The organism is Qipengyuania sp. Mu-71 (genome assembly GCF_036867055.1).
Lineage (GTDB): Bacteria > Pseudomonadota > Alphaproteobacteria > Sphingomonadales > Sphingomonadaceae > Qipengyuania > Qipengyuania profunda.
Genome location: NZ_JBAJHR010000002.1, coordinates 212,700 through 224,909, shown reverse-complemented (window position 1 = coordinate 224,909; position 12,210 = coordinate 212,700). Strand labels below are relative to the sequence as shown.

Annotated in this window: 13 protein-coding genes; 1 reads left to right on the top strand and 12 read right to left on the bottom strand. The window is 65.2% G+C overall.

What is annotated here, in order from left to right:
- Window positions 1-39: 39 nt before the first annotated feature.
- The 3 genes from nadC to V6B15_RS12835 form a co-directional block, all read right to left on the bottom strand.
- Entirely contained in the window at window positions 40-900 is an 861-nt protein-coding gene (nadC, locus tag V6B15_RS12845; protein WP_334201522.1) for a carboxylating nicotinate-nucleotide diphosphorylase, read from the bottom strand.
- A gap of 96 nt (window positions 901-996) precedes the next feature.
- Window positions 997-1,794: a LytR/AlgR family response regulator transcription factor gene (locus V6B15_RS12840; protein WP_253521134.1), complete on the bottom strand. Its 798-nt coding sequence runs from the start codon at window positions 1,792-1,794 to the stop codon at window positions 997-999.
- Window positions 1,791-3,023 carry a sensor histidine kinase gene (locus tag V6B15_RS12835; RefSeq protein ID WP_253521136.1) on the bottom strand — a complete coding sequence of 411 codons (1,233 nt, stop codon included), beginning with the start codon at window positions 3,021-3,023 and terminating at the stop codon, window positions 1,791-1,793. Before V6B15_RS12835 ends, V6B15_RS12840 begins: the two co-directional genes overlap by 4 nt.
- Window positions 3,024-3,105: 82 nt before the next feature.
- On the opposite strand from V6B15_RS12835, the gene V6B15_RS12830 reads away from it, so the two are divergent.
- Window positions 3,106-3,717, top strand: coding sequence for an HD domain-containing protein (locus tag V6B15_RS12830; protein WP_334201521.1), 612 nt, complete (start codon window positions 3,106-3,108; stop codon window positions 3,715-3,717).
- 4 nt (window positions 3,718-3,721) lie between these two features.
- Here the strand turns inward: V6B15_RS12830 and V6B15_RS12825 are convergent, their stop codons facing one another.
- The 9 genes from V6B15_RS12825 to V6B15_RS12785 all read right to left on the bottom strand — a co-directional run bounded on the left by V6B15_RS12825 (window position 3,722) and on the right by V6B15_RS12785 (window position 12,191).
- Window positions 3,722-4,408 (bottom strand): DsbA family protein, encoded by a 687-nt coding sequence (locus tag V6B15_RS12825; protein ID WP_334201520.1) that lies wholly within the window; start codon window positions 4,406-4,408, stop codon window positions 3,722-3,724.
- A 17-nt stretch (window positions 4,409-4,425) separates the two neighbouring features.
- Window positions 4,426-5,805 (bottom strand): M48 family metalloprotease, encoded by a 1,380-nt coding sequence (locus V6B15_RS12820; RefSeq protein ID WP_334201519.1) that lies wholly within the window; start codon window positions 5,803-5,805, stop codon window positions 4,426-4,428.
- An 11-nt stretch (window positions 5,806-5,816) separates the two neighbouring features.
- Window positions 5,817-6,719 (bottom strand): alpha/beta hydrolase, encoded by a 903-nt coding sequence (locus V6B15_RS12815; protein WP_334201518.1) that lies wholly within the window; start codon window positions 6,717-6,719, stop codon window positions 5,817-5,819.
- Window positions 6,720-6,727: 8 nt separating this feature from the next.
- Entirely contained in the window at window positions 6,728-7,831 is a 1,104-nt protein-coding gene (locus V6B15_RS12810) for a phosphatase domain-containing protein (RefSeq protein ID WP_334201517.1), read from the bottom strand.
- 60 nt (window positions 7,832-7,891) lie between these two features.
- On the bottom strand, window positions 7,892-9,898 hold the full coding sequence (locus V6B15_RS12805; RefSeq protein WP_334201516.1) for a hypothetical protein: 2,007 nt from the start codon (window positions 9,896-9,898) through the stop codon (window positions 7,892-7,894).
- 102 nt (window positions 9,899-10,000) lie between these two features.
- The gene (locus V6B15_RS12800) at window positions 10,001-10,357 is read right to left on the bottom strand and encodes a DUF2141 domain-containing protein (protein WP_334201515.1); all 357 of its coding nucleotides are present in this window, start codon (window positions 10,355-10,357) and stop codon (window positions 10,001-10,003) included.
- Window positions 10,358-10,452: 95 nt separating this feature from the next.
- A complete protein-coding gene (locus V6B15_RS12795) occupies window positions 10,453-11,169 on the bottom strand; it encodes a sterol desaturase family protein (protein WP_334201712.1) in 717 nt (238 codons plus the stop codon).
- A gap of 49 nt (window positions 11,170-11,218) precedes the next feature.
- Entirely contained in the window at window positions 11,219-11,698 is a 480-nt protein-coding gene (locus tag V6B15_RS12790) for an MmcB family DNA repair protein (RefSeq protein ID WP_334201514.1), read from the bottom strand.
- 94 nt (window positions 11,699-11,792) lie between these two features.
- Window positions 11,793-12,191, bottom strand: coding sequence for a hypothetical protein (locus tag V6B15_RS12785; protein WP_253521161.1), 399 nt, complete (start codon window positions 12,189-12,191; stop codon window positions 11,793-11,795).
- Window positions 12,192-12,210: the final 19 nt, after the last annotated feature.

Below are 12,210 nucleotides of genomic sequence, written 5' to 3'. Positions count from 1 at the left end.
CCCCCTCGCTATGTTCCTGAAGCGCAGGAATATCCGAATTTACAGCGGCGTAAAGTCCAGACCGATATCGGCGGCGGGCGCACTCTGCGTTAGGCGCCCGACCGAGACGTAATCGACCCCGGTGGCGGCCTTGGCGCGGATCGTCTCGAGGTTGATTCCGCCGCTGGCTTCGGTCGGCACGCGTCCGGCGACCAGCGCCACCGCTTCGCGCAAGGTCGGCGGTTCCATATTGTCGAGCAGCAGGCGAGTCGCCCCGGCGGCAAGCGCGGGCTCGATCTGGTCGATCCGGTCGACCTCGCAGATGATTTCCTCCACCCCGGCCGCGACCGCGCGGCGTACCGCCTCGCCCACCGATCCGGCAACGAGGACATGATTGTCCTTGATCATCGCCGCATCCCACAGGCCCATGCGGTGGTTCGCCGCGCCGCCCATGCGCACCGCGTATTTTTCCAGATGACGCAGGCCGGGGATGGTCTTGCGCGTATCGAGCAGAGTGCAGTCGGGATTGTCCATCGCCGCGACATAGCCTGCGACCATGGTCGCGATGCCCGAGAGGTGCTGCACGGTGTTGAGCGCGCTGCGCTCGGCAGTGAGCATAGCGCGGGCATTGCCTTCGAGATGCATCAGATCGGTGCCCGCGGGAACCTGGTAGCCTTCCTCGACGAGGATATCGATCTGCATGTCCGGGTCGAGCGCGCGGAAGAAGGCGGCGGCAATCGGCAGACCGGCGACATGGATCGCATCGCGCGTGTCCATGGCCCCGGCAAACCGCGCCTCGGCGGGGATGACGCTCTCGCTGGTGACATCGCGGCCGCCGCCCGGCAGCCCATCGCCAAGATCCTCGGCCAGCGTTTCGCGCACGAACCGGTCGAGCTCGAAGCCGGGAAGGGTGATAGTCATGAAATCGCTCCTGAAACGGGCCGGATGAGGCGCTGGTGCTCGACGCGGCTCTGCGCGGCACCGGGCGTGCTCACGCCAAGGCGTGTGCGCCGATCCTCAGTGCACGAACCGGGCGACGACATCGCGATAGCTGCGGCTCACCTTCACCTCGGCGCCCGAATCGAGCACGAGGAAACATTCGCCATTGGTATGCGGTTTCACCTGCCGCACCTGGTCGAGATTGACGATGGTCGAGCGATGCACGCGCTGGAACTTGCGCGGGTCGAGCCGGCGTTCGAGATCCTTCATCGTCTCGCGCAGGATCAGCGAATTGTCGCCGGTGTAGATGCACATGTAATCGCCCGCGGCCTCAATATGCTCGATCGTTTCGACCTCGACGCGGAAAATCTGGCCGCGGTCCTTGATGTTAATGAGCTTCTCGAACCGGCTGGCCGCCTCGGCATCCTCGCCCGCGAGCGTTTCGGCGGCTTCGGGGGCGACTTCGGAAAGCACGCTCTTCAGCTTCTCCGCCTCTTCGGTCGATTTCTTCTCGGCCAGACGCTGGCGCACGCGCTCGATCGTATCGGCCAGCTTGTCCTCGTCGACCGGCTTCATCAGGTAATTGACGGCATTCGCCTCGAACGCGCGGATCGCGTGTTCCTGGAATGCGGTTACGAAGACGAACAGCGGCGGGTCGATCTCCATCACCCCCTGGACGACCGAGAAGCCGTCAAAGCCGGGCATCTGGATATCGAGGAAGACGAGGTCGGGTTTCTGCGTCTTGATGGCGCGGATCGCCTCGCGGCCGTTCTGGCAGGTGCCGATGATCTCGACGTCCTCGAACGGTTCGAGCCGCAGCTGGAGGCCCTGGATGGCGAGCTTTTCGTCGTCGACTAGAAGGGTCCGGATGGTCATGTCGTCTGGGGTGCTTTCGAGGGTGAGTGTGTAGGTACAACGGCCGGGGAAGCCGCGGGTTTCTTAAGCGGGGCCGCCTGCGCGGGTGCGGCTTGCGCCGCGCTTAACGCGGGGTCCTCTTCGCTTTCGAAGGGTAATTCGATGAGCACGGAAAAGCCGCCGCTTTCGGGGGAGCGGATTTCGAAGCGATGTTCCTCGCCATAGGCTTGCGCCAGCCGGTCGCGAATATTGGCGAGGCCGACTCCGGTCGAATCGCGGCGCGCATGCGTCGGGCGGACCGCGGGCAGGCCGGCCTCGATATTGTTCATCGTCATGCCCGGACCCGTGTCCGACACGGTTACGCGCAGCCGCGGGCCGACGATCTGCGCGACGATGAAGATATCCGCGCCTTCCTCCTGCGGGCTGACGCCATATTTGATCGCGTTTTCGACCAATGGCTGAAGCAGCATGGCGGGCAGCCGCGCGCTGGCCGCCTCGGGCTCGACGCGAAAGCTCGAGCGCAGCCGTTCCTCGAAGCGCATCTGCTCGATCCCGAGATAGAGCTGCAGTGTCTCGACCTCCTGCGCCACCGTTACCTTGCCGCCCGGCTGCGTCACCAGCGTGTGGCGCAGGAAGCTTGACAGGCGCGTAAGCATGGCATTGGCGGTCTCGCTCTGCTTGAGCAGGACCAGCGTGCTGATCGAATTGAGCGTGTTGAACAGGAAATGCGGATTGAGCTGGTAGCGCAGCATGGCCAGCTGCGCGCTGGTCGCCTGCGCTTCGAGCCGTTCGAGCCGGTCGGCCTGCTCCTCGACCTGGAGGAAGAAATTGATCGCGTAATAGAGCGCCGACCACGCACCGAGCAGCGTCAGGTCGAAGAAATAGATGCCCACGAACAGATTGGCGAAGCTGGTATTCGACGACGCTGCGCCCGCCACGTCGAGCACCCAGCTGTCGATGAAGGCGTAGATGCCCACCGCGAGGACCAGCACCATCGCAGTCGCACCCCAGGTCACGATCGGGCGCTGGCGGATCAGCTTGCCATAGACCACTGCGAGGATCAGGCTGAGCGAAAAGCCGGTGATCGTGGCAATCAGGATGATGACCAGCCGGTCGGGCGGTTGGCCATTGGCCAGCGCGGACATGACGCGCAGCATCGTTGCCCCGCCCCAGCCGGCCAGCTGGAGGTTCCAGAACGCCTGGTTCTTGTTGGCGAAGAACGGCGTTGGGCGAATGGGCAAGACTGCCATGGGCCATGCCCTCTAGCGCAATTGCGACGAACTGCGCCAGTCGCTACAGTGTCAGCGACAGCCGAAGCGAGGGAGAGACGCGATGGGCGTGCAGGAAAATATCGAACATCCGGAAGCCGAACGCGCCAAGTTCCGCGAAATGCGCGAGGGCACGGCAGAGGACTGGGCGATCATCGGCGGCGAGTATCGCGCCTTCGCCAAGGGCCTGCCCGATCGCGTTCTCGACCACCTCAAGCTGCTCCATGGCGATTTCGGCGGCTTCCCGGTCGACCGGCTCGAACATTCGCTGCAGACCGCGACTCGCGCGCATCGCGACGGACGGGGCGAGCAATATGTGGTCATGGCGCTGCTGCACGATATCGGCGATACCCTGGGCAGCTATAACCACCCCGAAGTGGCCGCCTCGATCATCAAGCCCTTCGTCACCGACGAAATCCACTGGATCTGCCAGAACCACGGCGCTTTCCAAGGCTATTACTATTTCCACTTCCTCGGGATGGACCAGAACGCACGCGACAAGTTCGCCGACCACCCGCATTTCGAGGCGTGCCGGACCTTCTGCGAGAAATACGATCAGGCCGCCTTCGACCCCGCCTATGAGAGCGAACCGCTCGAATTCTTCGAACCGATGGTCCGCCGGGTGATGGAACGACCGCTCGCCTCGATGTACGCCAAGGCAATGGAAGCGGAGTGAGCGCCTAGCCCTCGGCTGCGAGCGCGTCGGCCAGGCGCTGCTCGGGCACCAGCCCCTGGATGACCTCGTCCCCCGCAATCCAGCTGGGTGTTCCGGTGAATTGCAGCGAGCGGGCGAAGGCCATGTTGCGTGCGAGTTCGCCGGTGGCCGCGTCGGATGCAGCGAATTCTTCCGCGGCGGCTATGTCGAGCCCCGCGATCTGCGCCGCGCGGGCGACATTCGCCTCGCTCGGCGGACCCTGGTCGAACATCGCGTGGTAGAAGGCGGGGTATTTCCCCTGCGCCGCGGCAGCCAGCGCCATACGTGCAGCCTGTTCGCTGCCGTCGAAGATCGGCCATTCGCGGACCACCACCTTCAATTCGGGGTCGGCGGCGATCAAGCGGTCGATCCCGGCGATCGACTGGCGGCAATAGGTGCAGCCATAATCGGTGAATTTGACCAGCACCCTCGTGCCTTGAGGATTGCCCAGAACCGCGCCCTGGAAAGGCTCTTTCACTTCACCCGAGACCTGCGCCAGCCGGTCCTCGGCTTCGCTGCGCTGATAGGCTTCGGACATTTCGGGAAGGATCTGCGGATTGGCGAGCAAATAATCGCGCGTATGGCCATGCCCCAGCCCCGAGAGCGACCACAGGCCGGCCCCGGCGAAGCCGAACACCAGCGCGATCAGCGCGGTCAGCAGGTTGTTTTTCATCAGATCCCTCGGTTTTCTCAGCCCGGTGCGCAATTACGCCCGCGCTCCATTTCGCATTGCCGCTCGAGCAATGCACGCGCTTGCATGCCGATGTCCTGCGCGCGGATCCAGTCGGGCGTGCCACGGTCGAGACCGCCCTCGGCAGCCTGCGCGCTGCGTAGCGCCAGGCCGTACTGGCCGCTCATCACCTGCTGTTCGGCAGTCGCCAGGCGCGCGCGCGCCGTGTCGCCGCGCGCGGCATAGACCACGCCGAGCTGGTACCAGGCGAAGGGATTGCGCCGGTCGCGCCCCACCGCGGCGCGCAGCACGCGTTCGGCCTCTTCGTAATTGTCGCGGTCTTCGGTGGCGATCAGCGCATGGCCGAACAGGCTGGCGATCAGCGGTTCGGAATTGGTCAGCGCAGTCGCGCGGCGCAGCGGCTCGAGCGATTCCTCGGGCCGTCCCGATTCGAGCAAGACCTGCCCCTTGAGCTCGAGAAAGTACGGATCGTCCGGGTCGATGGCGAGCAGCTGATCGGTCGCGCCGAGCGCGAGGTCCACCCGCGCATTCTGGTGATAGGCATAGGCGCGTGCATAGAGCGCGGGGACCGTCGCATCGGTTTCGGGATAGCCGCGCAAGGTGGCCGAGGGCTTGGCAAGATAGCCGACGAGCTTGGCTTTCACGCGCTCGAAATTGGCCTGGTTGCGCGCATCGCGCGGACGTTCCCAGGCAGGGTCCTTTTCATAAACCTCGCGCAGCGCAGCGATGCGATCGCCCGACAGCGGATGGGTGCGGTAGAACCCCGCTTCGTCGCTCTGGCTATAGCCGTAACGATACTCCTGGTTGAGCAGCTTGCCGAAGAAGGCCAGCGAACCGCGCCCCGAAATCCCTGACTTCGAAAGATACTCCGCCCCGGCGAAATCGGCGGACGATTCCTGCGTCCGGCTGAAGGCCAGGAACTTGCCCATGGCGGCCTGCTGCCCCGCCATCATGATGCCCATTGCGGCATCACCCGCGCCCGCCAGTGCGGCGCCGATTCCGGCGATCATCGACAGCAGCGATATCTTCGTCGCAGCGGCGGCGCCCTCGCCATAGCGGAGGATGTGGCCCCCGGTGATATGGCCGAGCTCGTGCGCGATCACGCCCTGGACTTCCTCGGCACTATCGGCGGCATCGATCAGTCCCGAATGGATATAGACCGCCTGGCCGCCTGCGACGAAGGCGTTGATCGACGGATCATTGATCAGGATGATTTCGACATTGTCGGGTTCGAGCCCGGCCGCCTCGATCAGCGGCGCGGAAATCTCGTCGAGGAATGCCTCGGTCTCGGCATCGCGCAGGATGCTTTGCGCGGCGACCGGCTGCGCCGCGAGCATGGCCGCAGCAAGGAAGGCAATGAGGCGGGTGAGCAGGCGCATCGGCGCGTAGCCTAAGGCCTTTCGGCCTGAACCGGAACTGAAAGATCGGTCACCCGCCGCGCGAAGGCGAGGATCGCGTCGTCGACATCGCGCGACCCGCGCCAGGGACTCGCCAGCGAGATCAGCGGCGCATTGTGATTGAAGCCCGCGTGAAAGCGCGTTTCGACCGCGCTGCCCGCTTGGTCCAGCGCCGCTGCCAGCGCGCGGGTGTTGCGCGGTTTGACCAGCGTGTCGTCCTCGCCATGGATCAGCAGCATGGGCGGGGCCCCGGCGCGCACATGATTGACCGGCTGGGTCTCGCTGCCCGCGCCGACCGAGCCGAATGCTTCGCGGCTCGATGGTTTGTCATAGGGGAAGAAGTCGTAGGGCCCCGCGAGGCCGACTGCGCCGCGGAGACTGACGCCGCTGCCCGCGAGCCATTTCTCCTCCAGCGCGACCTGCACGACATTATAGGCCCCCGCCGAATGCCCGGCGACGACGATGCGCGTCGGATCACCGCCAAATTGCGACGCCAGCCGCGCGGTTTCGCGGATTGCCGCAGCGGTATCTTCGAGCATGGCGGGGTAGCGCCCGTCCTCGGCGAGGCGGTAACCTGCCAGCGCGACAACGAAGCCTTCGGGTGCCAGCGCGCGGGCGATAAAATTGTAATCGTCCGGATCGCCCCAGCTCCAGCTGCCGCCATGGACGAAGATAAGGATCGGGAGCGGCGCGCCGACCCCCGCAGGTGTGTAGATGCGCAGCTTCTGCGCGGGATGTGCGCCGTAAAGCCCACTCGATACCAGCGTCACGCCGCGTGACCCGCCGGTTACCCGGTCGATCCCGTCGAGCACGGCCGGACCGTTGCTGCGGACCGCCCATAGGAAGGCGCCGCCTGCGAGCAGGAGGACGACTACCAGTCCGAGCAGGATTTTCATAGTGCGCCTCATGCCAGTTCCGGGTCCGTTGCTTCGACCGTATCGACGATCGCCTTGGCCTCATCATCGGCGAGTAGGCCGATCGAGGCGAGGAAATTGTGCCCGGTATCGTAGCTGTTTCCGTGCCATAATGGCACTTTTGTTGCCTCGAGATTGGCCTTCGCGGTTAGTTCGTCGTAGGTCATCCGCTCGCCGACCTTGCGAATGAAGATCGCACGGACCCGGCCCGGGTTCTCCAGCGCGACATCGGCAAAGGCGGTCAGGTCGCCCTGGCTGTCATCGCCGATCAGCGCGAACTTCATGTCTGGGTAGGTTGCGAGAATGCCATCGATAGCAGCACGCTTGTGCGCGCCGTGGCTGGACGAGCCGAAGGTCTCGCGGTTGAGGCCCCAGTCACGCAGCGTGATCGGGCCCAGTGGCAGGCCGCGCCCGCGGATATAGGTCACGAGATAGCTGAACAGGTTCCACGGGCTCGACGAGACATAGAAGAACGGGCGGTGGGTGGCCGGCTGGCGTGTCCCGGCATGGCCGCTGCCATCGGCCAGCACCTCGCCGCCGCCGAGCGCGTTGTAGAATACATCCGCCCCGGGTACGAGAATCCGCTCGGCCGGCATCTCCATGAGCATGCGCCGCCAGTTGCGCAGCACGGCGCGAAAATCGCCGGTGATCCCGGTTTCGATGATGGTGTCGTCAATGTCCGAAATCACCGCGAGGCCGGTGTCGTCTCCCGGCGCGAGGACATGCGCATCGAGGCACTGCTCCGCGCCATTGGCCTGCCAGTGGATGACCACCGTCTCCCACGCGGGGTGCACATCATATTCCCACTCGGGATCGAGCCGGATATCGAAATGGACGAAGCCCTCGCCATCGGTCAGCCCCTGGTGGCGCTGGCTTGCCTCGCCGGGCCGCGCAATTTCGAGCTCGACCGGGAACTCGCCGACCTCGTGGCTGGCGAACTGCCCCAGCATGGTTTTCGCCGCGCGCCATTTGCCGCGTTTCTCGAACTTGCCCACGCGGGATCGCAAGGCCCGCGCGGTAAGGCGCAGGCGGCTGCGGTTCCGATAACCGAAGTAGGGCTGGATACGGACGGGCGCGGTAGGCAGAAACGGCATCGCCCCCGCGCTAGCCGGTGCAGCGCGGGGGCGACAAGCCTTTTGGCCGGAGCGGGTTTTCTAGCCGAGCAGCTTGCGCGCGGCGCGTTCGACCAGCGGCACATCCTCGGGCACTTCGCCGATCACTTCCACGTCGCCGTCGGGCGTGCGGCGGACCATGACCAGCGCGAATTCGGCGCCGTCCTCGTCCAGCTCGTCGATCGACAGCGAGTCGAGCGCGCGCAGCTTGCGTGCAAGACTGGCGCGGACCGCCTTCTTGTCATCGACCGGCTTGCCCTGCTCTTCCTTGCGGAGGCGGCGTTCCTCCTGGACCACGCCCTTCAGCCCGCCTTCGGCCTCGCGCAGGAAAGTGGCGAGCGTGCCGCGTTCGACACCCACGCGGTGCGCATGCGTCAGCACGGCGGCGTATTCGGTGAGGCGGGTCTTATCGTAATCGGCGCCGAAGACGAGCTTGACCACCGGGGTCATCGGCGCGCGGTCCTGATAGGTCAGGCTGTTGCTGGCCAGCAGTTCGTCGAATTCGGCAGGGTTGTGCTGCGCCTCGAGGCTGAAATCATAGGCGCGGCCGACCGCGGCATACAGCGTCTTGCGACTGCGATCTTCGGTGCTCTGCGCGGCCTGCGCCATTTCACGCGCTGCGGCGAGGCTGTCGTAAAGGCCTTCGGGGGTGACCCTATCCTCCTCGACCGGCGCTTCGGCCTGACCCTCGTCGCGAGGCCACTCTTCCGCAGCGTAGGCGATGGCTTCGTCGAGCGGCGCGGTGGGTACATCCGGCTCGTCGTATAGCGGTTGGTCCTCGAATGCCGGCTCGAAATCGTCCACTTCTCCGCCAGCGACGATGGCGAATTCGGTGTCGTCTTCCTCGGGTTCTCCCTCGTCCGTCTCGGCCATCGGCTTGAGCCAGTGCCCAGCGGGAGCCTCGTAGGCGGTGGGCATGGGCGGCGGGAGCGCCGCGTCTTCGCAGTGGAAGGGTTGTGATATGGGCGGCGCGGCCTCGTCGCCCGTCAGGTCGACGCTCTTCTTGGCCCGCTCACCGCGGCTTACCAGCGAGATCAGGCTGCTCGACGTCTCTTCATCGGCCAGTGGATTGACGACATCGGCAACATCGTCCTCACCTTCTTCCTCTTCGTCCCATTCGGGCAGGCCGTAATCGGCGGCGGTCTTGATGCTGTTGTCGAACTCGGGGCCATCGTCGCCCAGCCCCATGTCGTCGGCAATCGGGCTGCCCAGCGGATTGCCGAGCGCATCGAGGCGCGGGCCGGACGGAGCGGGGCGGGCGCTTGCTTCCACCGCTACCTCTTCGGGTTCGTCATCGAGCGTACCGAATGCGGGCTGCGGCAATGCACCGTGTCCATGGCTTTCCATCATCTCTGCGTTCCCGAGTTCGAGCACGTCTTCGCCATATTCGGCGCGCGCATTGGTCGTCAGCGTTTCGGCGGTTTCGACGGTGTTGCCGTAGTCCGGTGCGCTCCCGAGCGACTGGTCGATGGCAAGCAAGAGCTCGTCGGCGGTCTGCTGGTCGGCCATTTCCTTCCAGTTGATCACGCCGTAGATGAAATCGATCGTCTGGTTGTTGCTCGAATAGGGCAACAGGATCCCGCGATAGAGCACCGGTACGCCGCTCGCATCGATGAATTCGGCCTCGAAGCCGATCGGCGCCTGGTTGGCGAGGATCTGCATGTAATGGTCGGTGATCCGGCTCAGTACCGAACGTCCGGGTACTTGCGACAGCAGCGCGGGTCCGCCGTCGAAATCGCATTCATACGCCAGTTCGGCGCCGACGAAGCGGACCATTGGGTCGTCGACATTGTCAGCCAGGTCGAGCAACACCGAATAGGGGCCGAAATCGCCCAGCTGTTCGGGGTGGAGGTCGGCAATATGTGGGAAGTCGAGATCACCGAGCAGGCTGGCCCAGTGGTTGTAGGCGCGCACCTGCATGCGGCGCTCGTCCTGTCCGACCGGCGAGGGCGGCGGATCGAGCTCGGCGTCGGACTCCTCGACATAGTCGTCGTCGAAGTCCTCCTCCGCATCGCGCGAGCCGAAATAGCCGCCTAGCCTGTCAATCACTGCGTAGTCCCCGCATTTTACTCATTCTGCAGGGGTATGCGGCGCGCGTGGTAAACATATCGTAAAGCGTATTGCCTGCGGATATGACCAGCGCGCGGGACCTCAAAGCATGTAGCGCATCCGGATGGTGAACCCGCGATCTTCCGCGCCGATATCGACGGCCGCGTCGGCGAAACTGGGCGGGCCCATGCGCACCTTGGCATCGCGCGAGAAGCCGAAGCCTTCACGCGGCATCATGCCCAGCGCGCGGTCGGCCTTGCCATTGGCGTTCTCGTCATGAAGCAGCGCAACGGCATAGCGCCCGGGTTTGACGTTGGTGAAGGTGAAGGACACGCTGCCATCATGCGCCGGCGCGGTTGCCCCATGCGCCCCGGGCACGCCGCGGCAGCGCGGAAACTGGTCTTCGTCGGTGGTCATGCAGGCGCGCACCACGCCCTTGGCATTGCGCAGTTCAGTCACCGTTACGGTAATCGTCGCGCCGGTTTTGGGCGGCGGCGGTGTCGCGGCTGCCAGCGCTGCACCCAGCGGCAGCAGCGCGAGCGCCGCCCTACGGTTCAGGCGTTGGGGCTGAGCCCGCGATCCGTGCCGCACAAGCGATCCCAGAAGCGGAAATAGAGGCCGTAATTGCATCTGTACTCTTCATGATGACGCTGGTGGTGGCTGGCGGTTATCAGCCAGCCGCCTAACGCCGAGTGAACCAGCCGGCGGGGAAACATCTCCCAGCCCATGTGATTGGTGACGCCCATCACCGTCATCACCAGCAATACCAGGCCGAGCATGGCGACATGGATCGGGATGAGGAAGACCAGTGCGGGGATCACCACCGCTCCGGTAATCGCCTCCCATGGATGGAAGCTCATTGCCGCCCAAGCGGTCGGCGGGCGGCTGGCATGATGGACGGCATGCATTGTGCGAAAACACGCGGGCCGGTGCATCAGCCGGTGGGTCCAGTAGAACCATGTGTCATGCGCCAGCAGGAACAGCAGCGGCGCGAGCGGCAGGTACCACAGCGGATAGTCGCTCCACCCGGTATAGATCTGCGTCCAGCCGCGCTCCTGCCACCCCCAGGCGACCACGCCCGCGGGAATGCCGTAAATCGCCGCCGAGGCCAGCGACCAGCCGATTTCCCGGCGAATCTGCGGTCCGAGCCTGGCGTGATAACCGGGCCGCACGCGCTGCGTGATTGCAGCGAAGATTCCGCTCGCGGCGAGATAGCGCAGCGCCACGATCGCAGTCATTGCGAGGACGGAGAGGAGGATGGCGGCCCACATCATCTGCAGACCTTAGTCTGCCGCAGGCCGAGGGGGAACAGGCGAAGTGCTAGTCGGGTGTGCCCCAGGGCGCGCATTGCGGGTCCAGCCCAACGGTCGCGCGGCGCAGTGCAGTACGCGCCAGCCGTTCGACCTCGACCTTGCGGCGCGGGGCGGCCAGCGGGTGGAGCGGCGCAGGGCGGATGATCTCGCCGTCATAGCCATCGGCAACGATGATGCCGCAGCAATCGGGGCGATAGCCTTCGCCTTCCAGCGGGCTGCGATCGAGCCCCGGCGGCACACCCCAGTAGAAGCGGTCGCAATAGTCGAGATAGTCGGGCCATTTCCCGTCACTCAGCAGATCGCCGCGCTGGACCTTGATCTCGACGATAACCACGCGGCCCTTCGGATCGATACCCATCAGGTCCGCCCGCCGGCCGTTCCGCAGCGGCATTTCCGCGAGGCACCAGATGTCGTTGCGAGCAAAAAGTCGGGCAATGCCGCGTGCGACAACTGCCGCCGTTTCCGCTGTGGTTACCGAATCCGTCATGCCCCCGAACTGGAACAGAGAGCGAACATGGTCAAGGGTCTATGTGCTGAGCCGGCTATCCGGCAGCGCAGTCGATACTGGCGGGGCGGAGCGTTCAGCCAGCGTCGATGAGGTCGAGGATAGCCGTCCGCGCGGTGTGGAACTCGCGCCACAGCGTCAGCGCGGCAGCCGTCGTATCCTGGCCCTGCGCCGTGAGCGACAGCAGCGCGCGCAAACCGGGCTGCATCACGGCGGCGAGGTCTTCGATCCCGTGTGCCACCATTTCATAGTGCCAGCCACCCTGCTCGGCCGCGCGGTGCGGCAGCTGCTCGATTTCGGGTGTCAGCGACTCGCGCCCGAGCTGGGCCAGATTGCCCACTGCAGCAGCCGCTTCGTGCACCGCTTCCCACTGGGCCGCGAGAATGCCGATATTGGGCGCCGCACGCGGTCCCGTATCGGCGGGCGGCAGCATGGTGGCGTGGGCCAGGTCGAATTCGTGGGGCATCGCGCTCATGACCGTGGAAGGTACGAAG